At 63.3% G+C, this 23266-nt stretch carries 17 protein-coding genes and 1 other RNA gene; 11 read left to right on the forward strand and 7 right to left on the reverse strand.

The window, feature by feature from the left end:
- Positions 1-20: 20 nt before the first annotated feature.
- Positions 21-374: a hydroxyisourate hydrolase gene (gene uraH / locus KU43P_RS08275; RefSeq protein ID WP_054884130.1), complete on the forward strand. Its 354-nt coding sequence runs from the start codon at positions 21-23 to the stop codon at positions 372-374.
- Positions 375-747: 373 nt separating this feature from the next.
- Here the strand turns inward: uraH and KU43P_RS08280 are convergent, their stop codons facing one another.
- A complete protein-coding gene (locus tag KU43P_RS08280) occupies positions 748-2097 on the reverse strand; it encodes an NCS2 family permease (protein WP_176517138.1) in 1350 nt (449 codons plus the stop codon).
- A 284-nt stretch (positions 2098-2381) separates the two neighbouring features.
- Here KU43P_RS08280 and KU43P_RS08285 point away from each other — a divergent pair, with 284 nt between their 5' ends.
- Together KU43P_RS08285 and aqpZ are read left to right on the forward strand one after the other, a co-directional pair.
- Positions 2382-3137 carry a GntR family transcriptional regulator gene (locus tag KU43P_RS08285; protein WP_317662207.1) on the forward strand — a complete coding sequence of 252 codons (756 nt, stop codon included), beginning with the start codon at positions 2382-2384 and terminating at the stop codon, positions 3135-3137.
- A gap of 232 nt (positions 3138-3369) precedes the next feature.
- Complete coding sequence (gene aqpZ / locus KU43P_RS08290; RefSeq protein WP_317662209.1) at positions 3370-4068, forward strand: aquaporin Z; 699 nt, start codon at positions 3370-3372, stop codon at positions 4066-4068.
- Here aqpZ and guaD read toward each other — a convergent pair.
- From guaD to xdhA, 4 genes are all read right to left on the reverse strand, one after another.
- Positions 4065-5369 (reverse strand): guanine deaminase, encoded by a 1305-nt coding sequence (gene guaD / locus KU43P_RS08295; RefSeq protein WP_317662211.1) that lies wholly within the window; start codon positions 5367-5369, stop codon positions 4065-4067. The genes aqpZ and guaD overlap by 4 nt on opposite strands.
- A 10-nt stretch (positions 5370-5379) precedes the next feature.
- Positions 5380-6225, reverse strand: coding sequence for a xanthine dehydrogenase accessory protein XdhC (gene xdhC, locus KU43P_RS08300; RefSeq protein ID WP_317662213.1), 846 nt, complete (start codon positions 6223-6225; stop codon positions 5380-5382).
- Between the two features lie 139 nt (positions 6226-6364).
- Positions 6365-8764 (reverse strand): xanthine dehydrogenase molybdopterin binding subunit, encoded by a 2400-nt coding sequence (gene xdhB, locus KU43P_RS08305; protein WP_317662215.1) that lies wholly within the window; start codon positions 8762-8764, stop codon positions 6365-6367.
- On the reverse strand, positions 8757-10211 hold the full coding sequence (xdhA, locus tag KU43P_RS08310) for a xanthine dehydrogenase small subunit (RefSeq protein ID WP_317662217.1): 1455 nt from the start codon (positions 10209-10211) through the stop codon (positions 8757-8759). The genes xdhB and xdhA overlap by 8 nt, the downstream gene beginning before the upstream one ends.
- A gap of 267 nt (positions 10212-10478) precedes the next feature.
- On the opposite strand from xdhA, the gene KU43P_RS08315 reads away from it, so the two are divergent.
- The 5 genes from KU43P_RS08315 (at position 10479) to ffs (ending at position 18495) form a co-directional block, all read left to right on the forward strand.
- Positions 10479-11138, forward strand: a complete 660-nt coding sequence (locus KU43P_RS08315) for a GntR family transcriptional regulator (RefSeq protein ID WP_317662218.1) — start codon at positions 10479-10481, stop codon at positions 11136-11138.
- 3 nt (positions 11139-11141) lie between these two features.
- A complete protein-coding gene (gene smc, locus KU43P_RS08320) occupies positions 11142-14630 on the forward strand; it encodes a chromosome segregation protein SMC (protein ID WP_317662220.1) in 3489 nt (1162 codons plus the stop codon).
- A 205-nt stretch (positions 14631-14835) separates the two neighbouring features.
- Complete coding sequence (gene zipA / locus KU43P_RS08325; protein ID WP_317662222.1) at positions 14836-15735, forward strand: cell division protein ZipA; 900 nt, start codon at positions 14836-14838, stop codon at positions 15733-15735.
- A 100-nt stretch (positions 15736-15835) separates the two neighbouring features.
- A complete protein-coding gene (gene ligA, locus KU43P_RS08330; protein ID WP_317662224.1) occupies positions 15836-18166 on the forward strand; it encodes an NAD-dependent DNA ligase LigA in 2331 nt (776 codons plus the stop codon).
- A 232-nt stretch (positions 18167-18398) separates the two neighbouring features.
- Positions 18399-18495, forward strand: an RNA gene (gene ffs, locus KU43P_RS08335) — signal recognition particle sRNA small type.
- 32 nt (positions 18496-18527) lie between these two features.
- On the opposite strand, the gene KU43P_RS08340 is transcribed toward ffs, so the two are convergent.
- Entirely contained in the window at positions 18528-18956 is a 429-nt protein-coding gene (locus KU43P_RS08340) for a helix-turn-helix domain-containing protein (RefSeq protein ID WP_317662225.1), read from the reverse strand.
- Between the two features lie 82 nt (positions 18957-19038).
- On the opposite strand from KU43P_RS08340, the gene KU43P_RS08345 reads away from it, so the two are divergent.
- A complete protein-coding gene (locus tag KU43P_RS08345; protein ID WP_317662226.1) occupies positions 19039-19527 on the forward strand; it encodes a DUF2938 domain-containing protein in 489 nt (162 codons plus the stop codon).
- Between the two features lie 338 nt (positions 19528-19865).
- Here KU43P_RS08345 and KU43P_RS08350 read toward each other — a convergent pair whose 3' ends face one another.
- On the reverse strand, positions 19866-20633 hold the full coding sequence (locus KU43P_RS08350) for a substrate-binding periplasmic protein (protein ID WP_317662228.1): 768 nt from the start codon (positions 20631-20633) through the stop codon (positions 19866-19868).
- Positions 20634-20756: 123 nt separating this feature from the next.
- Here KU43P_RS08350 and dnaX point away from each other — a divergent pair, with 123 nt between their 5' ends.
- Positions 20757-22793 (forward strand): DNA polymerase III subunit gamma/tau, encoded by a 2037-nt coding sequence (gene dnaX, locus KU43P_RS08355; RefSeq protein ID WP_317662229.1) that lies wholly within the window; start codon positions 20757-20759, stop codon positions 22791-22793.
- Between the two features lie 63 nt (positions 22794-22856).
- Positions 22857-23192, forward strand: a complete 336-nt coding sequence (locus KU43P_RS08360; RefSeq protein ID WP_317662230.1) for a YbaB/EbfC family nucleoid-associated protein — start codon at positions 22857-22859, stop codon at positions 23190-23192.
- The last annotated feature ends 74 nt before the right edge of the window (positions 23193-23266 follow it).

Consider the following 23266-nt stretch of genomic DNA (forward strand, 5'->3'; position numbering starts at 1 on the left):
TGAACAAGAGGCGACAAGCAATGGGACGTTTGACCACACACGTACTGGATGCCGCTCACGGCTGCCCGGGCAGCTCGATCAAGGTTGAGCTGTATCGCGTCGAAGGCCAGCAGCTGGAGCTGGTGAACACTGCCCTGACCAACAGCGATGGCCGCGTCGATGCGCCACTGCTGCAGGGTGACGATTACCGTACTGGCGTCTATCAGCTGCAGTTCAGCGCTGGCGCCTATTACCGTGCTCGCGGCGTACAGCTGCCGGACACGGCGTTTCTCGATGTTGTTGTGTTGCGCTTTGGCATCGACGAGAAGCAGGAGCACTACCACGTGCCGCTGCTGATCTCGCCGTACAGCTATTCGACCTATCGCGGGAGCTAGTTGGTCGCTAGAAGAATCTTCGTAGGTCCTTGGCCCGCTCTCACACTGGCGGGCTTTTTTTCGTCTGCAGGAAAGTGACGCAGAATGTACGCCGTGAATGTTGCAGTGGGCATGAAATCGAGCGCCGCCCGCGCGGCGCATCGCGGATGAATCCGCTCCTACATTTGTTGCAACGTGCCGCAGTCTGTCAGGCCATGGTTGTCCGCCTTTGGGGCCCGCCGCAACATAGCGTCGAGCCAACAAGGCTGGCAACCATGGCCTATCAGGCATAGGCACGTTGCAACAAATGTAGGAGCGGATTCATCCGCGATGCGCCGCGCGGGCGGCGCTCGATCTCGAAAACCCTAAAAACCTACAGCCAAGCCACCCGTGTTCAGAGGAACACGAACTTGGCAATGAAGATCGCGCACAGCACCCACAGGCTGGCCGAGATTTCCTTGTACTTGCCGGTCCCCGCCTTCAGCGCCACATAGCTGATAAAGCCCAGGGCAATACCATCCGCCACCGAGAAGGTCAGCGGCATCATGATCACCGTGACGATCGCCGGAATGCTGTCGGTCGCTTCATCCCAATGAATGTGCGCCATGCTGCCCATCATCAGCATCGCCACGTAGATCAGCGCACCGGCCGTCGCATAGGCCGGAATCATCCCCGCCAACGGCGCGAAGAACATCGCGGCAATGAACAGAATACCGACCACCACGGCGGTCAGCCCGGTACGGCCGCCGGCGGCCACGCCCGCAGCACTCTCGACGTAGCTGGTCACCGGCGGCACCCCGACCACGGCACCGAACACGCTCGAAGCACTGTCGGCCTTCAGGGCCCGCGACAGGTTCTCGATACGCCCGTCAGGCGCCACCAGGTTGGCCCGCTGGGCAACGCCCATCAGCGTGCCGGCAGTGTCGAACATGTGCACGAAGAGGAACGCCAGTACCACGCTGATCATGCTGACGTTGAACACGCCCGCTACATCCATGGCCATCCAGGTCGGTGCCAGGCTCGGCGGCATCGACATCACCCCGCCAAACTTCACCAGGCCAAGGCCCCAGCCGGCGAGGGTCACGCCGATGATGCTGATGAGGATCGCGCCGAACACACGCTTGTAGCTGAGGATGGCGATCAGCAGGAAACACACTGCCGCCAGCAGCGGGCCTGGCTCATGCAGCGAGCCCAGCTTGATCAGGGTGGCCGGGCTGTCAACGATGATGCCCGCGGTCTTCAGGCCGATCAGCCCGAGAAACAATCCGACGCCGGCCCCCATGGCATGGCGCAGGCTGACCGGGATGCTGTTGAGCAGCCATTCGCGCACTTTCGACAAGGTCAGGAACATGAACAGCACACCCGAGACGAACACCGCCCCCAGCGCGGTTTCCCAGTTGTAGCCCATGGTGCCGACCACGGTGTAGGTGAAGAAGGCGTTCAACCCCATGCCTGGTGCCAGGCCCACCGGCCAGTTGGCGTACAGGCCCATCAGCAAGCAACCGAGCGCGGCGGCGATGCAGGTGGCGACGAACGCCGCACCGTGATCGATGCCGGCGTCGGCCATGATGTTGGGGTTGACGAAGATGATGTAGGCCATGGTGATGAAGGTGGTCACCCCGGCTATCAACTCGGTTCTGACGGTACTGCCGTGTTGCTTGAGTTTGAAAATCCGTTCCAGCCAACTCGTTTCGAGCGGTGGAGCGAGATCCAGCGTAGGTGCGTCGGATTTGCGGCTTTCCACAGCGAGTACTCCTCAAGTCTTTCTTGTTGTTCTTGGAGCCAGTGACCTGCGCAATGCACTTGGTGGCTCCGCGAGGGATGGCAGACGTCTGACACGCTTTGTTGACTCGCGGGTCAAGAAGTTGCCCGATGGATTATGCTTTTGTGTACAAAGAATGCAAATAATGTTTTATGTTTTGTGCGCAGAAACCGCCGCGCAACGGCTATATAGGTAAAAGCCCACCTGCAGAAACGGCTCAGCCTGTGTACAATGGCGCCATACTTTCCTTCGTGCCTCGAGAGCCCATGAACGAACAGCTGCAACCTCTGAAGAAACCTGCACGTGCCGGCAAGGCTGGCCGCAGTGGTACCCAGGACGACATCGTCTATGCGCATATTTTCGAGGCGATCCTCGAACAGCGTCTGGCGCCGGGCACCAAGTTGAGCGAGGAAGCGCTGGGCGAGATCTTCGGCGTCAGCCGCACCATCATCCGTCGCGCTCTGTCGCGCCTGGCCCATGAAAGCGTGGTGCTGCTGCGGCCCAACCGCGGCGCGGTGGTGGCCAGCCCAACGGTGGAAGAGGCGCGCCAGGTGTTTTTCTCGCGGCGCATGGTCGAGCGTGCCATCACTGAACTGGCCGTTCAGCATGCCACCCCCGAGCAGCTCAACGAACTGCGCCACATGGTGCGCGAAGAGCGCGACAGTTTCTCCCGTGGCGACCGAGGTGCCGGTATCCGGCTTTCCGGCGAGTTCCACCTCAAGCTGGCCGAAGCGGCGGGCAATGCACCCCTGGTCAGCTTCCAGCGCAGCCTGGTGTCGCAGACCTCGCTGATCATTGCCCAGTACGAAAGCGGCAACCGTTCACACTGCTCTTACGACGAGCACATGCAGCTGATCGATGCCATCGAGGCGCGTGACGCCGAGCAGGCGGTGAGCCTGATGATGCATCACATGGACCATATCGACAGCAAGCTGAACCTGGACGAGGAAAGTGCCTCGGACGACTTGCATGCCGTGTTTTCCCACTTGCTGAAGAAGCCCAAGGCCTCGGCCAAGGGTTGATCGTATGCCTGAATGAACTGGGGGCCGCTTCGCGCCCCATCGCCGGCAAGCCGGCTCCCACGGATCACATGCTGTACCCGTGGAGCCGGCTTGCCGGCGATGGGGCTGCGAAGCGGCCCCCTGCAGTTTCTGGCCTTTCGCCGATTACCTGATAAATTTGCTAGTTGCAAACCCCTTTTCAATGTGGTTGGGCTTGCGCCGTTCGTGCGTTCAACTACAGAGGAAAAGGTCCATGACCATGTCTTTGGGTGTGCGTATGGGTGCCGAGCTTGTCGGTACCTTCTGGCTGGTGCTGGGCGGCTGTGGCAGTGCAGTGCTCGCGGCCAGTTCCCCGCTCGGCATCGGCGTTCTTGGTGTCGCCTTCGCCTTCGGCCTCACCGTGCTGACCATGGCGTTCGCCATCGGTCACATTTCCGGATGCCACCTCAACCCTGCCGTGTCGTTCGGGCTGGTGGTGGGTGGGCGCTTTCCGGCCAAGGAGTTGCTGCCCTACGTGATCGCCCAGGTGATCGGGGCCATCCTGGCAGCGGCGGTTATCTACTTCATCGCCAGTGGCAAGGCAGGCTTCGAGCTTTCATCGGGCTTGGCCTCCAATGGCTACGCGGACCATTCCCCCGGAGGCTACTCGCTGGCGGCAGGTTTCGTCAGTGAAGTGGTGATGACGGCGATGTTCCTGGTGATCATCATGGGTGCGACCGATGTGCGTGCACCGGCCGGCTTTGCCCCAATCGCCATCGGCCTGGGCCTGACACTGATTCACCTGATCTCGATCCCGGTGACCAATACCTCGGTCAACCCCGCGCGTAGCACGGGGCCGGCATTGTTCGTCGGTGGCTGGGCCTTGCAACAGCTGTGGCTGTTCTGGCTGGCGCCGCTGATCGGGGCAGCGATCGGCGGCGCGCTGTATCGCGGCCTGGCAAAAGAACCTTAGCGCTGGTGCACGCAACGCCCGGCGGCGTAGGTTTCACGCACAGTGCGGTCGTCGCCCAGGGTGGTTAGCACGAACAGGGTCTCTTCGATGCTGCCGGACTGCTGGATACGGTAGTCCAGTAGCGGCGTGGCCTTGTAGTCGAGCACCACGAAGTCGGCATCGTTGCCTGGGCGCAGGCTGCCGATGCGGTCGTCCAGGCGCAGGGCGCGGGCGCCGCCGAGGGTGGCCAGGTACAGTGACTTGTAAGGGTGCAGGCGCACGTCCTGCAGCTGCATCACCTTGTACGCTTCGTTCAGGGTGTTGAGCAGCGAGAAGCTGGTGCCGGCGCCGACATCGGTGCCCAGGCCCACATTGACCTTGAAGCGCTCGGCCTGGGGCAGATTGAACAGGCCGCTGCCCAGGAACAGGTTGGAGGTCGGGCAGAAGGCGATGGCCGAGCCTGTTTCGGACAGGCGCTGGCACTCTTCGTCGCACAGGTGCACGCCATGGGCGAACACCGAGCGCTCGCCGAGCAGCTCGAAGTGATCGTAGACGTCCAGGTAGCCCTTCTGCTCAGGGAACAGCGACTTGACCCAGTCGATTTCCTTGAGGTTCTCGGACAGGTGAGTGTGCATGTATACACCCGGGTGTTCCTTGAGCAACTGGCCGGCAACGGACAGCTGTTCCGGGGTGCTGGTCGGTGCGAAACGCGGGGTTACCGCATAGTGCAGGCGGCCCTTGCCATGCCAGCGCTCGATCAGCGCCTTGCTCTGGGTGTAGCTGGTTTCGGCGGTGTCGGTGAGGTAGTCCGGGGCGTTGCGATCCATCATCACCTTGCCGGCGATCATTCGCAGGTCCAGGCGCTCAGCTTCTTCGAACAGGGCATTGACCGACTCGGGGTGCACGCTGCCGAACACCAGGGCGGTGGTGGTGCCGTTGCGCAACAGCTCCTGCAGGAAGATCTTCGCCACCTTGTCGGCATGGGCCTTGTCGGCGAACTGCTTTTCGCACGGGAAGGTGTAGGTGTTGAGCCAGTCCAGCAGCTGCTCGCCGTAGGAGCCGATCATGCCGGTCTGCGGGAAGTGGATGTGGGTGTCGATGAAGCCAGGGGTGATCAGCGCGTCCTGGTAATGCACCACTTCGATGTCGGCATCCAGGGTCGGCAGCAGCTCGCTGGCGTGGCCCAGGGCGCTGATGCGGCCATCGTCGATCACCAGCAGGCCGTCCTCGAAGTATTCATGGGAAGCGTCCAGGCCCACCTCGGCCGGGTCGGCGATGCTGTGCAGGATGGCGGCACGGTAGGCTTTGCGGGTAAGGGTCATATCACACTCGTCAAAGGGCTTGGCTGCGCCGGGAGGGCGGCAGCAGTTGGGCAATGGGGCCGGCGTTGACAGCAGCGTCGTGCTGGCCGAAGCAGGCGTTGTAGGTGGCAATGATTTCGGCGGCGATGGACACGGCGATCTCGATCGGCAGCTTGCCCTTGACCTCGGCCATGCCCATCGGGCAGCGCATGCGTGCCACCACGGCGTCGTCGAAGCCGCGCTCGCGCAGGCGATGCTCGAACTTGACCCGTTTGGTCTTCGAGCCGATCAGGCCGAACCAGGTGTAATCGTTGCGCTTGAGGATGGCGGCGGTCAGTTCCAGGTCGAGCTGGTGGTTGTGGGTCATGACGATGCAGTAGCAGCCGGCAGGCAGCTCGGCCACTTCGTCGACCGGTTCCTCGCTGACCACCTTGGTCACCCCGTTGGGGATGAGTTCGGGGAATTCCTGTTCGCGCGAATCGATCCAGCGCACCCGGCAGGGCAGTGCGGCGAGCAAGGGTACCAGAGCACGGCCGACATGGCCCGCGCCGAAAACGGCGATCTCGGCCTGCACGGCGGCCATCGGTTCGAACAGCAGCACGGTGGCGCCGCCGCAGCACTGGCCAAGGCTGGCGCCGAGGCTGAAACGCTCCAGATGCGGGGTGCTGCGGTGTTCCTCCAGCATCTGCCGGGCGATGTGCAGCGCCTTGTATTCCAGGTGGCCGCCGCCGATGGTGTCGTACAGGCCGGTGGCGCTGACGACCATCTTCGAGCCGGCGTTGCGCGGGGTCGAGCCGCGTTCCTCGATGATGGTCACCAGGACGCAGGCTTCGCCACGGGACTGGTGGTCGGCGAGGGCGTTGATCCATTGGTGCATGATGCAGATCCTCATGTTCAGGTGGCCTGTTCGGGCCCCATCGCCGGCAAGCCGGCTCCCACAGGGTCAGTGCAGCCATGGACGCGTGTGTGGGAGCCGGCTTGCCGGCGATGGGGCCCTCAAAGGCGCCCAGCCAACCTCAGTGAGTCACGGTTTCCAGTTCTTGTTCGGCAGCTTGCTGTTGAGCCACCGCCTTGCGCATCTGCTCGCAGCCCCACAACACCCGCTCCGGCGTCGCCGGTGCATCGATATCCGGCTGCACTTTGTAGTCGGCCATGCTGGCCACGGCATCCTTGATCGCGCACCAGGCGGCGATGCCGAGCATGAACGGCGGCTCGCCCACGGCCTTGGAGTGGAACACCGTGTCTTCGGGGTTCTTGCGGTTCTCCACCAGCTTCACCCGCAGGTCCAGCGGCATGTCGGCCACTGCTGGGATCTTGTAGCTGGCCGGGCCGTTGGTCATCAGCTTGCCCTTGGCGTTCCACACCAGTTCTTCGGTGGTCAGCCAGCCCATGCCCTGGATGAAGCCGCCTTCGACCTGGCCGATGTCGATGGCCGGGTTCAGCGAATCACCCACATCGTGCAGGATGTCGGCGCGCAGCATCTTGTACTCGCCGGTCAGGGTGTCGACCACCACCTCGACGCAGGCAGCACCGAAGGCGTAGTAGTAGAACGGCCGACCACGCGCCTGGCTGCGGTCGTAGAAGATCTTCGGCGTGCGATAGAAGCCGGTGCTGGACAACGACACCTGGGCGAAATAGGCCTGCTGCACCAGTTGTTCGAAGCTGACGATCTGGTCGCGCGCCCGCACATGGCCGTTGCGGAACTCCACATCCTCCTCGGTCACGTTGTAGTGTCGTGCGGCGAATTCGGTCAGGCGCTTCTTGAGAATCTCGGCAGCGTTTTGCGCCGCTTTGCCGTTCAGGTCGGCGCCACTGGAGGCCGCGGTCGGCGAGGTGTTGGGCACCTTGTCGGTGTTGGTGGCGGTGATCTGGATGCGGCTGAAATCGACCTGGAAGATCTGCGCCACCACCTGCGCCACCTTGGTGTTCAGGCCCTGGCCCATCTCGGTGCCGCCGTGGTTCAGGTGGATGCTACCGTCGGTATAGATGTGGATCAGCGCACCGGCCTGGTTGAGGAAGGTGGCGGTGAACGAGATGCCGAACTTCACCGGGGTCAGCGCCAGGCCTTTCTTGAGCACCGGGCTGTTGGCGTTGAAGCGGCGGATCGACTCGCGGCGCTCGGCGTAGTCGCTGCTGGCCTCCAGCTCTGCGGTCATTTCTTCGAGCATGTTGTGCTCGACGGTCTGGTAGTAGTGGGTGACGTTGCGCTCGGTCTTGCCATAGTAGTTGGCCTTGCGCACCGCCAGCGGGTCGCGGCCCAGGTGACGGGCGATATGGTCCATTACCTGCTCGATGGCAACCATGCCCTGCGGGCCGCCAAAGCCGCGGTAGGCGGTATTGGAGGCAGTGTTGGTCTTGCAACGGTGGCCGTGCACGGTGGCATCGCCCAGGTAGTAGGCGTTGTCGGAGTGGAACATGGCGCGGTCGACGATCGAGCCGGACAGGTCCGGCGAGTAACCGCAGTTGCCGGCCAAGTCGAAGTTGATACCGTGCAGCCGGCCGTCATCATCGAAGCCCACGTCGTACTCGACGTAGAACGGGTGGCGCTTGCCGGTCATCATCATGTCTTCGACACGCGGCAGGCGCATCTTGGTCGGCTGGCCGGTCAGGCGCGCGATCACCGCACACAGGCAGGCCGGGCTGGCGGCCTGGGTTTCCTTGCCGCCAAAACCGCCGCCCATACGGCGCATGTCGAGCACCACTTTGTTCATCGGCACGTCGAGCACTTCGGCGACCAGCTTCTGAACCTCGGTGGGGTTCTGCGTGGAGCAGAACACGATCATGCCGCCGTCTTCGGTGGGCATCACCGACGAGATCTGCGTCTCCAGGTAGAAGTGCTCCTGGCCGCCGATGTGCAGCGTGCCCTGCAGACGGTGCGGGGCGCTGGCCAGGGCAGTGGCCGAGTCGCCGCGTTGGTGGGTGTGGCTGTCGAGCACGAAGTGTTGCTTGCGAAATGCCTCGACCACGTCCAGTACCGGCTCCAGGTCTTCGTACTCGACGATCGCGGCCATGGCTGCGCGGCGGGCAGTGTCCAGGTCGCGGGCGGCGACGGCGAGCACCGGCTGGCCGAAGAACTCCACCTTGTCGATGGCCAGCAGCGGATCACCGGCGACCACCGGGCCGATGTCCTTGAGGCCGGGAATGTCTTCGTGGGTGATGGCGATGCGCACGCCTTCGAAGGCGTAGCACGGCGTGGTGTCGATGCGCAGGATGCGCGCATGGGCACGGTCGGCGGTGCGGGCATAGACATGCAGCTGGTTGGGGAATTCCAGGCGGTCGTCGATGTACACCGCTTCGCCGGCCACGTGCTTGTCGGCGCTGTCGTGCTTGACGCTGCGGCCGACTCCGGTGGTCAGGTCCTGGCTGAACAGTTCGGCCATCTCGGCCTGGCTCTTGACGGCGTGATGGTTAGACATAGTCGGTCACCCGGGTTTCGATGTACGGCGTTTGCAGTTCGATGAAGTACTTGCGCAGCAGGTTCTGCGCGGTCAGCAGGCGGTATTCCTTGCTGGCGCGGAAGTCGCTGAGCGGGGTGAAGTCTTCGGCCAAGGCCTGGCAGGCACGCTCGATGCTGGCCTGGTTCCACGGCTTGCCGCGCAGGGCCGCTTCGCAGGCGCGGGCGCGCTTGGGGATCGCTGCCATGCCGCCGAAGGCAATGCGCACACCGCTGACTACGCCGTCTTCGATGCTCAGGTTGAAGGCGCCGCACACCGCCGAGATGTCATCGTCCAGGCGCTTGGACACTTTATAGGCACGGAAGGCCCAGTCGTTGCTGGCTCGTGGCACGATGATCTTCTCGATGAACTCGCTGTCCTGGCGGGCAGTGATGCGGTAGTCGATGAAGTAGTCTTCCAGCGCCATGCTGCGCTGGCGCTCGCCTTGGCGCAGGACGATCTGCGCATCCAGGGCGATCAGCAGGGGTGGCGAGTCGCCGATCGGCGAGGCGTTGCCGATGTTGCCGCCGAGGGTGCCCTGGTTGCGGATCTGCAGCGAGGCGAAGCGGTGCAGCAGGTCGCCGAAGTCCGGATATTCCTCGTTGAGCGCGCCGTAGCAGTCGGTGAGCGGGGTGGCCGCGCCGATTTCCAGATGGCTGGCGGTCTTGTCGATACGCTTGAGTTCGGCGACGTGACCGACATAGATCATCACCGGCAGGGTCTTGTGGAACTGGGTGACTTCCAGTGCCAGGTCGGTGCCGCCGGCCAGCAGGCGTGCTTCAGGGTGCGAGCTGTACAGGTCGGCCAGGTCGGCCACGGTCAGCGGTACCAGGCAACGTTTGTCGCCGCTGTTGAGTTCGCCGGTCTGGGTCGGGGCGATGGCCTTGAGGCGGCTGATGGTTTGTGCCTGCTGCGCATCGAACTGGTCACGGCACGGCAGGCGGCAGCTCTGCTCGGCAGCATCGAGGATCGGGCGATAACCGGTGCAGCGGCACAGGTTGCCGGCCAGGGCTTCCTGGGCCTGGTGCAGGTCGTGGCCCTGGCTGTTCTTCTGCAGGGCGAACAGCGACATGACGAAGCCGGGGGTGCAGAAGCCGCATTGCGAGCCATGGCAGTCGGCCATGGCCTGTTGCACGCTGTGCAGCTGGCCCTGATGCTTGAGCCCTTCGACGCTGATCAGTTGCTTGCCGTGCAGGGAGGAAACGAAGGTCAGGCACGAGTTGACGCTGCGGTAGCGCAGGCTGTCCTCGCCTTGTTCATTCTGCATGAGCTCGCCCACCACCACGGTGCAGGCGCCGCAGTCGCCACTGGCGCAGCCCTCTTTGGTGCCGGGTTTGCCCAGGTGCTCGCGCAGGTATTGCAGCACCGTCATGTTCGGGTCCAGGGCGTGCTCACTACGCAGCTCCTGGTTGACGAGAAACTGGATCACGGGGAAGGCCTCGCAATGGTTTTATTGTTGTTGAGCCGACAATAAGCAGAGCTGACGAACTGGTCAATATTTTTCTGACTTTTGAGTCAGGAAAGTGCGCATGCCAATGCCCGACCGAACATACTGCCCATAGCTAAAGCATAGATCGCGCCGAACCACAGGCTGCCCGGCCGCCTAAATAAAGCGCCGCGCCCCTCTGCGCGAGGGCCGGGCAAGTGCGCTACAATCCGCCCCTTGAGCCCAGTTCAATGATTTTGAAGGAAAACCATGACGTTCAAGGCGCCGGACAGCCTCTCCGAGCAAATTGCCGACTACCTGGCCGAACGCATCATTCGCGGCGAGCTTGCCCCCGGCGAGCGTATCCAGGAGCAGAAGGTCACCCAGGCACTGAATGTCAGCCGTGGCTCGGTGCGTGAAGCGTTGTTGATCCTCGAACGTCGCCATCTGGTAGCGATCCTGGCGCGTCGTGGTGCCCATGTGACACGTCTGGACGAGCGTAGCGTACGCAGCCTGTGCGCCCTGATGGGGGAGTTCTACATCCTGCTGGGCAACGCCGTTGCACAAAAATGGCGCACCGATGCCGACCTGCGCCCGTTCCTGGAGATCCAGCAGCGTTTGCAGCAGGCGCGCGAACAGCAAGATATCAAGGCGTTCGTGGCAGAAAGTTTTGCAGTGATGCGCGCCGCTTATCCGTTCGCCGACAACCCGTACCTGCAGGAAACCGTGGAAAACCTGCAGCCGGCCATGAGCCGTGCCTACTACCTGGCTCTGGACCAGCGCCAGGCCAGCATGGTCGACTACCTGGACCTGTTCGCCCGCCTGCTCGACGCCGTGGTCGCCCGCGACCTGCCGCGCATCCGCGAGGTGCTCACCGCCTATTGCCAGCGCAGTTGCGAGCTGGTGCTGGCGGCGCTGGCCCGAGGCTGATCGATGCGCCTGAAGTGCATTCGCCTGGCCGGGTTCAAGTCGTTCGTCGACCCGACCACGGTCAACTTCCCCAGTAACATGGCGGCCGTGGTCGGCCCCAACGGCTGCGGCAAGTCCAACATCATCGACGCAGTGCGCTGGGTGATGGGCGAAAGCTCGGCGAAGAACCTGCGCGGCGAATCGATGACCGACGTCATCTTCAACGGCTCCACCAGCCGCAAGCCGGTGAGCCAGGCCAGTATCGAGCTGATCTTCGACAACAGCGAAACCACGTTGCTGGGCGAGTACGCCGCCTACGCCGAGATTTCCATCCGCCGCAAAGTCACCCGCGACGGGCAGAACACCTACTACCTCAACGGCACCAAGTGCAGGCGCCGTGATATCACCGATATCTTCCTCGGTACCGGGCTGGGCCCGCGCAGCTACTCGATCATCGAGCAGGGCATGATCTCCAAGCTGATCGAGGCCAAGCCCGAGGAGCTGCGCAATTTCATCGAGGAAGCGGCTGGCATCTCCAAGTACAAGGAGCGCCGCCGCGAGACCGAAAGCCGTATCCGCCGCACCCAGGAAAACCTGGCGCGGCTGACCGACCTGCGCGAAGAGCTGGAGCGTCAGCTCGAACGCCTGCATCGGCAGGCCCAGGCGGCCGAGAAGTACCGCGAATACAAGGCCCAGGAGCGCCAGCTCAAGGCGCGCCTGTCGGCCCTGCGCTGGCGCGATCTGGATGAACGGGTACGTCAGCGCGAGGCGGTGATCGGTGACCAGGGCGTGGCCCACGAGGCCCTGGTCGCCGAGCAGCGCAACGCCGACGCCAGCATCGAGCACTTGCGCGATGGTCACCATGAGTTGTCCGAACGCTTCAACCAGGTGCAGGGCCGCTTCTATGCGGTGGCTGGCGATATTGCCCGTGTCGAGCAGAGCATCCAGCATGGCCAGCAGCGCCTGCGCCAGCTGCAGGACGACCTCAAGGAAGCCGAGCGCACGCGTCAGGAAACCGAATCGCACCTGGGTCATGACCGTACCCTGCTGGCCACCCTGGGCGAAGAGCTGGCCATGCTCGAGCCGGAGCAGGAAATGACCCTGGCAGCCGCCGAGGAAGCCGCCGCGGCCCTCGAAGAGGCCGAACTGGGCATGCACGGCTGGCAGGAGCAATGGGACAGTTTCAACAACCGCTCCGCCGAGCCGCGACGCCAGGCTGAAGTGCAGCAGGCGCGGCAGCAGCAACTGGAGGCCAGCCTGGAGCGCCAGGCCGAGCGCCAGCGCAAGATGGCCGAAGAGCGCGACCAGTTGGGCGCCGACCCGCAGGATGCCGCCATGCTCGAGCTCGCTGAACAGCTGGCCAGCAGCGAGATGCTGCTCGAGGAGCTGCAGCACTCGGAAGGCCAGGTGGTCGAACAACTGGAAACCGTGCGCGAGCAATTGCAGCAGGCGACCCAGGCCCAGCAACAGCAGCAGGGTGAACTGCAGCGCCTGGGCGGCCGCCTGGCCTCCCTGGAGGCACTGCAACAGGCTGCCCTGGAGCCCGGGGTCGGTGCCGCCGACTGGCTGCGCGGGCAAGGCCTCGAGCAGCGTCCGCGCCTGGCCGAAGGGCTGCGGGTGGAGCCGGGCTGGGAGCTCGCAGTGGAGGCCGTACTGGGTGCCGACTTGCAGGCAGTGTTGGTGGATGAGTTCGCCAGCCTGGATTTCAGCGCTCTGGAGCAGGGCGAGTTGCGCTTGCTGCTGGCGTCCGACACAGCGGCTCGCCAGCCCGGCAGCCTGCTCGACAAGGTCGAAGGGCGCACCGACCTGGCGCCCTGGCTGGGCCAGGTTCGGCCGGTGGAAGATCTTGCCCAGGCCTTGGCGCAACGTGCCTCGCTTGGCGATGGGCAAAGCCTGGTCAGCCGCGATGGCTATTGGGTCGGCCGGCATTTTCTGCGCATCAGCCGAGGTGGCGAGGCCCAAGGTGGCGTACTGGCCCGTGGCCAGGAAATCGAGCGCCTCGGCGAGGAGCAGCTGGAGCAGGAAGCCGCGCTGGAACAGCTTGAAGAGCAACTGCAAGCGCTGCGCGAGCAGCAGTTGGGCCTGGAAGAACAGCGTGAAGCGCTGCGTCGCCGCACTCAGGATGAAAACCGCCAGCATGGTGAGTTGAACGCAAGTCTCAGCGCCGGGCGTGCCCGTGCCGAACAGGTCGAACTGCGCCGCCGCCGCCTGCAGGAAGAATTGAGCGAGCTCCAGGAACAGCGCGAACTGGAGCATGAGCAACTGGGCGAGGCGCGCCTGCTGCTGCAGGACGCCCTGGACCTGATGGCCCAGGACACCGAGCAGCGCGAGCAGTTGATGGCCCGCCGCGACACCTTGCGCGAAGGCCTCGACCGTATCCGCCAGGAAGCCCGCCAGCACAAGGATCACGCGCATCAGCTGGCCGTGCGCCTGGGTTCGTTGCGGGCCCAGCACGATTCCACCCGCCAGGCCCTGGAGCGTCTGGAGCAGCAGGCTGCGCGTCTGAACGAGCGTCAGGAACAACTGAACCTGAACCTGGAAGAGGGCGAGGCGCCGCTGGAAGAACTGCGCCTGAAGCTTGAAGAGCTGCTGGAGCGTCGCATGAGCGTCGACGAAGAAATGCGCCAGGCCCGCCTGCACATGGATGAGGCCGACCGCGGCCTGCGCGATGCCGAGAAGCGCCGCACCCAGGCCGAGCAACAGGCCCAGTTGCTGCGTGGCCAGCTGGAGCAACTGCGCCTGGAATGTCAGGGCCTGGATGTGCGCCGCAAGACCTTGCAGGAGCAACTGCTGGCCGATGGCTACGACTTGCAGGGCGTGCTTGCCACTGTCGAGGCCGATGCCAGCGAGCAGGGCACCGAGCAGGAGCTGGAGCAGGTGGAGGCACGCATCCAACGCCTTGGCGCGATCAACCTGGCGGCCATCGAAGAGTACGAACAGCAGTCCGAGCGCAAGCGCTATCTGGATGCGCAGGACGCTGATCTGGTCGAAGCGCTGGACACCCTGGAAAACGTCATCCGCAAGATCGACAAGGAAACCCGCAACCGCTTCAAAGATACCTTTGATCAGATAAATGCCGGATTACAGGCACTTTTCCCAAAAGTTTTCGGTGGTGGCAGCGCTTATCTGGAACTGACGGGCGAAGATCTACTCGATACAGGGGTGACGATCATGGCGCGTCCGCCGGGCAAGAAGAACAGCACCATCCATCTGCTGTCCGGCGGCGAGAAGGCATTGACGGCACTGGCGTTGGTGTTTGCCATCTTCAAGTTGAACCCCGCACCGTTCTGCATGCTCGACGAGGTCGATGCGCCGCTGGACGATGCCAACGTCGGCCGGTACGCCCGGCTGGTCAAGGAAATGAGTGAAAGCGTGCAGTTCATCTACATCACCCATAACAAGATTGCCATGGAAATGGCGGACCAATTGATGGGGGTGACCATGCATGAACCGGGTTGTTCACGTCTCGTTGCGGTTGATGTGGAGGAGGCGCTGGCCATGGTTGACGCCTGATAAGCGAATATGGGTCGCATTCTGTAGGTAAATGCCCCCCGTCACGTGCGACAGACGGTGTAAAGTTGTCTTTGGTCGTGCTAGCTTAATGTCACTCGTTTTTTGCGTGGGTAAAACGCCTGTCAGAACATAGAGTTGGCGCCACGTGTTAAAGGGCTTTGAACCCTTTGTTTTCAAGCATATTTTTATAGAGGCACGGGATTACATGGAAATCGGTCTGCGCGAGTGGCTGATCGTCATCGGCATCATTGTCATTGCCGGTATTCTTTTCGACGGCTGGCGCCGCATGCGCGGCGGAAAAGGCAAGTTGAAATTCCGTCTGGATCGCAGTTACTCCAACCTGCCGGACGAGGAGGGCAGTGCTGAAGTGCTCGGCCCGTCGCGGGTGCTGGATACCCAGAAGGAGCCTGAGCTGGACGAAAGCGACCTGCCTTCGCTCAGTGCACCTGCGCGAGAGCGCGAACGCGAGCGTGAGCCGAAGCCGGCAAAGGCCAGCAAACGTGGCAAGCGTGCCGCCGAGGCGCCGGTGCAGGCTCAGGGTGACCTGAACCTGGCCGCCGAGCCCCGTGAGCCCGACCTGTTCGCTGATGCCGCCGACGATTTTGCCGCCGACGACAACCGCAGCAGTGGTTTCACCGCTACCGGCACTGCGGCCGCCAAGGATCTGCCGCCGGTGGAAGAAGTGCTGGTGATCAGCGTGATTTCCCGTGACGAAGGCGGCTTCAAAGGCCCGGCACTGCTGCAGAACATTCTCGAAAGCGGCCTTCGTTTCGGCGAAATGGACATCTTCCACCGCCATGAAAGCATGGCCGGTCACGGCGAAGTGCTGTTCTCCATGGCCAACGCGGTCAAGCCCGGTATTTTCGACCTGGACGACATCGACCACTTCAGCACCCGTGCGGTGAGCTTTTTCCTCGGCCTGCCAGGCCCACGTCATCCGAAGCAGGCCTTCGACGTGATGGTGGCTGCGGCGCGCAAGCTGGCCCATGAACTCAATGGCGAGCTGAAGGATGACCAGCGCAGTGTGCTGACCGCGCAGACCATCGAACACTACCGCCAGCGCATCGTCGAGTTCGAGCGCCGGGCGCTGACCCAGAAACGTTGATGCTGTTTTGCGAGCGGACCTTGCCTCGGTCCTGCTCGCCCCGATACGAGCGCAAGAGCAGCCAGGGGCTGCTCTTTTGCTTTGCAAGAGAGCCTGAAAAATGAACGCCGAAACCCGAATCCACGCCTTGCGCGCCGAACTCGACCAGCACAACTACCGCTATTACGTGCTCGACGAGCCGAGTGTGCCCGACGCCGAGTACGACCGTCTCTTCAACGAACTCAAGGCGCTGGAAGCCGAGCACCCGCATCTGGTGACCCCTGACTCGCCAACCCAGCGCGTCGGAGGGGCGGCCTTGGCAGCCTTCGGCCAGGTGCGCCACGAAGTGCCCATGCTCAGCCTGGGCAACGCCTTCGAAGAGGCCGACCTGCGTGAGTTCGGTCGCCGTGTGGTGGATGGCCTCGATCAGCCCGGCGCGGTCGACTTCAGTTGCGAGCCTAAGCTCGATGGCCTTGCGGTCAGCCTGCTGTACCGCGACGGCCAACTGGTGCAGGGTGCCACCCGGGGCGACGGCACCACCGGTGAAGACATCAGCGCCAATGTGCGCACCGTGCGCAATATCCCGCTGAAGCTGCAAGGCGAAGGCTGGCCGGCCGTGCTCGAAGTACGCGGCGAGGTGTTCATGAGCAAGGCCGGGTTCGACCGGCTCAACGCCGCCCAGGCCGAAGCCGGCGGCAAAACCTTTGCCAACCCGCGCAACGCCGCCGCTGGCAGCCTGCGCCAGCTCGATTCGAAGATCACCGCCAGCCGGCCGCTGGAATTCTGCTGCTACGGTGTAGGGCAGGTGTCAGCCAGCATCGGTGAAAGCCATATCGGCATTCTCGAGCAGCTCAAGCAGTGGGGCCTGCCGATCAGCCGTGAGCTCAAGCACGCCTCGGGTATCGAGGAGTGCCTGGCCTACTACCGTGACATCGGCGAGCGACGCAACAGCCTGGCGTACGAAATCGACGGCGTGGTGTTCAAGGTCAATAGCCTGGCAGCCCAGCGTGAGCTGGGCTTCCGTGCCCGTGAGCCGCGCTGGGCCATCGCCCACAAGTTCCCGGCCATGGAAGAGCTCACCGAAGTGCTGGATGTGGAGTTCCAGGTTGGCCGTACCGGCGCGGTGACCCCCGTGGCGCGCCTCAAGCCGGTCAAGGTGGCGGGTGTGACGGTGTCCAACGCCACCCTGCACAACATGGACGAAATTGCCCGCCTGGGCCTGCGCATTGGCGATACGGTGATCATCCGCCGTGCCGGCGACGTGATCCCACAGGTCATGCAGGTGGTGCTCGAGCGGCGTCCCGAGAATGCTCGCCCGGTAGAAGTACCCAGCGAGTGCCCGGTGTGCGGCTCGCAGGTCGAGCGTACCCAGTTGATCAAGCGCAGCAAGGGCAAGGAAACCACCAGCGAAGGTGCCGTGTATCGCTGCGTTGGCCGCCTGGCCTGTGGGGCTCAGCTCAAGCAAGCGATCATCCACTACGTATCTCGCCGTGCCATGGACATCGACGGCCTGGGCGAGAAGAGCGTTGAGCAGTTGGTGGACGAAGGCCTGATCGGCTCCCCGGCAGACCTGTACAAGCTGGAGTTCGACCAGATCGTCGGCCTGGAAGGCTTCGCCGAAGTGTCGAGCAGGAAGCTGCTCGATGCCATCGACGCCAGCAAGCGCCCGACCCTGGCGCGCTTCATCTACGCCCTGGGCATCCCGGACGTGGGCGAGGAAACCGCCAAGGTGCTGGCGCGCTCGCTGGGCAGCCTTAAGCGCGTGCAGCAGGCGCTGCCCCAGGTGCTGACCTACCTGCCGGACATCGGCCTGGAAGTTGCCCATGAGATCCACAACTTCTTCGAAGACGAGCACAACCGCAAGGTGATCGAGCAGTTGCTGGCGTGTGGCATGAAGCTGCAGGACGAAGGCGAGCTGGCCGCCGAGTTCGCCGCCAGCACCACCTTGGCCGGGTTGATCGCCAAGCTCGACATCGCCTCTGTCGGGCCTACCGGGGCGGAAAAACTGGTGGCCAAGCTGGGCAGCCTGGAAAAGATCATCGAGGCTGACGGTATCGACCTGCGCCAGGCCTTGGCGGCGAAGCAGGCCGATGCGGTGCGTGAGTTCTTCAAGGACGAAGCCAATCAGAAGCTGGCCCGTGGCATCGAGGCCCAGTTGCTGGCGTTCGGCATGCACTGGAGCTGCGAGAAGAAAGTTGCCGAAGGCTTGCCACTGGCGGGCCAGACTTGGGTGCTGACCGGCACGCTGGAACGCATGAGTCGCGACGTTGCCAAGGAGAAGCTGGAGAGTCTGGGGGCCAAGGTGTCTGGATCGGTGTCGGGCAAGACCCATTGCGTGGTGGCCGGCCCAGGGGCGGGTTCCAAACTGGCCAAGGCCAGTGAGCTTGGGGTGAAGGTGCTGGATGAGGATGCGTTCGTCGTATTCCTGGGTGAGCAGGGCATCGCGGTCTGACTGCGCTTGCCTCATCGCCGGCAAGCCGGCTCCCACAGGGACAGCGCTGCGGTCAAGGCCTATGCCGCCCCTGTGGAAGCCGGCTTGCCGGCGATGAGGCCCTTTCAAGTATCTTGATCTCGGGACAAGTCATTGAGAAATGATGACTTTTTCTCCCTCAGAGGTTGTATCTGCTCTCCAGACCGGTACAATGGCGCCACTCGCTGCCTAGCGAGTCGCGTAGTGGTGGCCCCATCGGTCCCCCCGCATTGATTACCCGTTAACCTGGTCAGGCCCGGAAGGGAGCAGCCATAGCGGGAACATCGAGTGCCGGGGTGTGGCTGGTGGGGCCGCCTCCATTTCCGGGGTCGGAAAATCGGCCTTATCCCCTGAATGGCCGTTTCAACGCATAAGCCGATTTGTCCTCTTTCTTTCCATGTCCCGCCGCTGACAATTTCATCAGCCGCTGGAATGTCGGGCAGGCCAGATGATCCTCCTCAGGGCACTGCGCCGCATGTCGCAATCCCTTGCTCATCGCTTGCAACTGCCTGATCCGCGCATCCAACTCGTCGGCCTTGGCGATCAGCATCTGCCGGTCAACCTGCAGGTTTACCAGCATCGTGCCCACTTCATCCAGCGAAAATCCCGCAGCCTGCCCCAGGGCGATCAGCGCGAGCCTGTCTGCCACATCGGCCGCAAACTGCCGCCGCTGGCCCTGCCCGGCGAGTGATGTAAGCAAGCCTTTCTTCTCGTAATAACGCAGCGTCGATGCTGGTACACCTGTGCGCTTGGCGACATCGGCAATGTCCATGTTGGGCCCTTGACTTGAAGTTGACTTCAACTTCTATGCTGCGGGGCAAAGGGGTGATCGTCAATCTTCGAGGGCTTGTTCAATGACGTTGTCTGCGATGTTTCTTGCTGCTTTGCCAATAGGTATAGGTGCCACGGTGGTCATGGACTTGTGGGGGCTGCTGCTGAGGCGGTTGGGTGTGGCCACGTTGAACTTCGCCATGCTCGGGCGTTGGGCAGGGCATGTGCTTCAGGGGCGAATCCGGCACCAGGCGATTGCCAAGGCCGAGCCGGTGCGGCATGAACTGGCGTTGGGGTGGGTAATTCATTACGGCATCGGCGTGTTGTTCGCGGGGCTGCTGGTGGTGCTTGTCGGGGAGCGTTGGTTGCAGGCGCCCACCTTGGGGCCTGCGCTTCTTGTCGGCCTGGGCACGGTCGTGGCGCCGCTGTGTTTCATGCAACCAATAATGGGGGCAGGGTTCTTTGCCTCGAGAACGCCGACGCCTGCGCGTAACTGTTTGAAGAGCTTGGTGACGCATTTTGTGTTCGGGGTGGGGTTGTTTCTGAGCGCGGCGATGATCGTCTCGCCCTAGTGCGTGGACACGAGTGCTCGCCGTTAAAGGTGTGTAGTCATTGAGACCGAGCGCCGCCCGCGCGGCGCATCGCGGATAAATCCGCTCCTACATTTGTTGCAACGTGCCTATGCCTGATAGGCCATGGTTGCCAGCCTTGATGGCACGACGCAATTTTTGGGGGGGTGCTGGGCTCACCTGGCTATTTCGGCGGGCGCCAAAGGCGGACAACCATGGCCTGACAGGCCGTGGCACGTGGCAACAAATGTAGGAGCGGATTTATCCGCGATGCGCCGCGCGGGCGGCGCTCGGTCTTGACCATGACACATCACCCAACTCAAGCCCCCGCGCGCGCCCCTTCACGGTCGAGCCGCCGAAACTCCCTCCGAATATCCCGTCGCCCCATACCGCCGAGCAATCCGATCGATCTCCCCCGATTCTTTCATCCTCACCAACGCCCTCAGCACCCCTTGAGTCGGTATCGCCGGGTCGTTGCGTACCATGCATCCCAAAGCCTGCTCCTCCAGCACCCCAAGTGCCTGCAGGCGCTGCTCTGGAGGCAAGTGTTGATTGAACCACTGCAACGACAGCTCATTGCTTACCGCATGCCGATAGCGCCCAGCCAGCAGCTTCTGCAGCGCCAACTCCTGGCTGCGGCTGTCCTCCCGGTGCAATTGCCCCTGCACGAACAGCGGCTCCAGTGTGCGGTAGGCATACCCCAGCACGGTACCAATGGCCTGCTGCGGCAGCTGCTCCGGGCGTAAAGGGCTACTTTCGCTGGCCCTCCCCACCAGCACATCACGCTGATGAAACAGCGGTATGCTCCAGACGAAATTCCCCGGCCGGTCGTTGAACCACTGGGTGCTCACATAGCAGCGTACGTCGATATCGCCGTCCTCCATCGCCTGTTGCAGGCGCAGACGGGCCAGCACGTGATATTCGGGAAGGGAGCCCGCTTCGCGGGCCACGGCTTGCATCAAGTCGAACAGCAAGCCTTCCACCGGCTGGCCGCCTTCGACCCGCACCAGCGGCATGCTCCAGCTCTCGGCCACGGAAAAACGCAGCACCGGTGGGTCCGCCAGGCCGTGGGCGCACCAGAGCAACAGCAGGGCAAGCAGTCTTCGCACTGCACATCCTCCTTGAACAGCGTGCCAGTGCCTAAGCTTAGACGAACCACGCAGGGTGCAATTTCGGCCCCGCTCCGCTAGCATTAGCGATCTTCCGCTCGATCAGGCTGCGATGGTTTTTCGATGAGTTATCAGGTTCTTGCACGTAAATGGCGTCCGCGCTCGTTCCGCGAAATGGTCGGCCAGGCCCATGTGCTCAAGGCCTTGATCAATGCCTTGGACAACCAGCGCCTGCACCACGCCTACCTGTTCACCGGTACGCGAGGGGTCGGCAAGACTACCATTGCGCGCATCATCGCCAAATGCCTGAACTGCGAAACCGGCATCACCTCGACGCCCTGCGGCACCTGCTCGGTCTGCCGGGAGATCGATGAGGGCCGTTTCGTCGACCTGATCGAGATCGACGCCGCCAGCCGCACCAAGGTCGAAGACACCCGCGAACTGCTCGATAACGTGCAGTACGCGCCGAGCCGTGGGCGCTTCAAAGTCTACTTGATCGACGAAGTGCACATGCTCTCCACCCACTCGTTCAACGCCTTGCTCAAGACGCTGGAAGAGCCGCCGCCCTACGTCAAGTTCATTCTCGCCACCACCGACCCGCAGAAACTGCCGGCCACCATCCTTTCGCGCTGCCTGCAGTTTTCGCTGAAGAACATGAGCCCGGAGCGGGTGGTCGAGCACCTGAGCCATGTGCTGCAAGCCGAGAACGTGCCGTTCGAGCCGGACGCCCTGTGGCTGCTTGGCCGTGCTGCCGATGGTTCGATGCGCGATGCCATGAGCCTGACCGACCAGGCCATCGCCTTTGGCGAGGGCAAGGTGCTGGCTGCCGATGTGCGTGCGATGCTCGGTAGCCTCGATCACGGCCAGGTCTACGGCGTGTTGCAGGCACTGCTCGAAGGCGATGCACGGGCACTGCTGGAAGCCGTGCGCAATCTCGCCGAGCAGGGGCCGGACTGGAGCGGCGTACTGGCCGAGATGCTCAATGTGCTGCACCGGGTGGCTATCGCCCAGGCCCTGCCGGACGCGGTGGACAACGGCCAGGGCGATCGTGACCGGGTGTTGGCACTGGCCTCGGCCTTGCCGGCCGAAGACGTTCAATTCTATTACCAGATGGGCCTGATCGGCCGCCGCGACCTGCCATTGGCGCCGGACCCGCGTGGCGGTTTCGAAATGGTTTTGTTGCGGATGCTGGCGTTCCGCCCTGCGGATGCCGACGATGCACCGAAGCCGGTACTAAAGCCGGTGGGGATCAGCCAGGCCACAGCTGATCCGGCAACTCCGGTGGCAGCGCCCGCAGTTGCGGCGCCTGTCGTTGCTGCCGTGGCGCCCGCGCCTGAAACTGCCCCAGCGGTAGAGGCAGCGCCTGCTCCGGCGTCAGAACCCGAGCCCGAGCCCGAGCCTGAACCCGAGCCCGTTGAGCCTACGCCGGTGGCAGAGGAAGTCATCGACCTGCCCTGGGAAGAGCCCGCCACCGCCATCGCGCCCGTGCCGGTCAATGTGGAGCCCGAATCCGTTGCTCCCGTAGTGCCCCCGGCGCCCGCCTGCGAGCCGGCCTATGAAGCGCCGCCGTTCGACCCGTCCGCCTATGCCCCGGCCGGTATGGATCGCGACGACGAGCCGCCCATGGACGAGGACTACTACGGCGGTGACAGCGATCCGGTCGGCTTCAGCTACCTCGACGAACTGGCCGAACACGTGCAGGAAGAGGCGCCTGTCGTCGCCCCTGAGCCGTTGCCCGCGTCCAAGCCGGCGACCGGCCTGGCCCTGCAATGGCTAGAATTATTCCCGCAGTTGCCTGTCTCCGGCATGACAGGCAACATCGCCGCAAACTGCACGCTCATGGCTGCAGAAGGCGATGACTGGCTGCTGCACCTGGACCCGGGCCAGGGTGCATTGTTCAACGCCACCCAGCAGCGCCGGTTGAACGAAGCGCTCAACCAGCACCTGGGGCGCACCCTGAACCTGCGGATCGAGCTGATTCGCCCCGAGCAGGAAACCCCGGCCCAGGCTGCGGCGCGCAAGCGTGCCGAGCGCCAGCAGGACGCCGTGAGTGCGATCCAGCAGGATCCGTTGATCCAGCAGATGATCAAGCAGTTCGGTGCCACGGTGCGACAGGATACTATTGAGCCTGTAGACGCCCTGGTCAGCCAGGAGCAGTAACGGATAACCATGCGGCCGGCCTTTGCCGGGCCGCATCACATGACCCAATCGAGGTATACCCCCATGATGAAAGGTGGCATGGCCGGCCTGATGAAGCAGGCCCAGCAGATGCAGGAAAAAATGGCCAAGATGCAGGAAGAGCTGGCCAACGCCGAAGTGACCGGCCAATCCGGTGGTGGCCTGGTCAGCGTCGTGATGACTGGCCGTCATGACGTCAAGCGTGTCAGCATCGACCAGAGCCTGATGTCGACCGAAGAAGACGACAAGGAAGTGCTGGAAGACCTGATCGCCGCAGCGCTGAACGACGCCGTGCGCAAGATCGAGCAGAACAGCCAGGACAAGATGGGCAGCATGACCGCCGGCATGCAACTGCCGCCGGGCTTCAAAATGCCGTTCTGATCGTTTATTTGCTACACAGGGGGAGTAACGGCCTGGCGGTCGTTGCTCCCTTGTTCATTCTGATTCCCTGACTT

This window comes from Pseudomonas sp. KU43P, assembly GCF_033095865.1.
In the GTDB taxonomy this organism is placed as follows: Bacteria; Pseudomonadota; Gammaproteobacteria; order Pseudomonadales; family Pseudomonadaceae; genus Aquipseudomonas.

What these genes read in the sequence shown, in the direction of transcription:
- uraH (WP_054884130.1), top strand. Translation starts at nt 21, where the DNA reads ATGGGACGTTTGACCACACACGTACTGGATGCCGCTCACGGCTGCCCG.
- KU43P_RS08285 (WP_317662207.1), top strand. Translation starts at nt 2,382, where the DNA reads ATGAACGAACAGCTGCAACCTCTGAAGAAACCTGCACGTGCCGGCAAG.
- aqpZ (WP_317662209.1), top strand. Translation starts at nt 3,370, where the DNA reads ATGACCATGTCTTTGGGTGTGCGTATGGGTGCCGAGCTTGTCGGTACC.
- guaD (WP_317662211.1), bottom strand. Translation starts at nt 5,369, where the DNA reads ATGACCCTTACCCGCAAAGCCTACCGTGCCGCCATCCTGCACAGCATC.
- xdhC (WP_317662213.1), bottom strand. Translation starts at nt 6,225, where the DNA reads ATGCACCAATGGATCAACGCCCTCGCCGACCACCAGTCCCGTGGCGAA.
- xdhB (WP_317662215.1), bottom strand. Translation starts at nt 8,764, where the DNA reads ATGTCTAACCATCACGCCGTCAAGAGCCAGGCCGAGATGGCCGAACTG.
- KU43P_RS08315 (WP_317662218.1), top strand. Translation starts at nt 10,479, where the DNA reads ATGACGTTCAAGGCGCCGGACAGCCTCTCCGAGCAAATTGCCGACTAC.
- smc (WP_317662220.1), top strand. Translation starts at nt 11,142, where the DNA reads ATGCGCCTGAAGTGCATTCGCCTGGCCGGGTTCAAGTCGTTCGTCGAC.
- zipA (WP_317662222.1), top strand. Translation starts at nt 14,836, where the DNA reads ATGGAAATCGGTCTGCGCGAGTGGCTGATCGTCATCGGCATCATTGTC.
- ligA (WP_317662224.1), top strand. Translation starts at nt 15,836, where the DNA reads ATGAACGCCGAAACCCGAATCCACGCCTTGCGCGCCGAACTCGACCAG.
- KU43P_RS08340 (WP_317662225.1), bottom strand. Translation starts at nt 18,956, where the DNA reads ATGGACATTGCCGATGTCGCCAAGCGCACAGGTGTACCAGCATCGACG.
- KU43P_RS08345 (WP_317662226.1), top strand. Translation starts at nt 19,039, where the DNA reads ATGACGTTGTCTGCGATGTTTCTTGCTGCTTTGCCAATAGGTATAGGT.
- dnaX (WP_317662229.1), top strand. Translation starts at nt 20,757, where the DNA reads ATGAGTTATCAGGTTCTTGCACGTAAATGGCGTCCGCGCTCGTTCCGC.
- KU43P_RS08360 (WP_317662230.1), top strand. Translation starts at nt 22,857, where the DNA reads ATGATGAAAGGTGGCATGGCCGGCCTGATGAAGCAGGCCCAGCAGATG.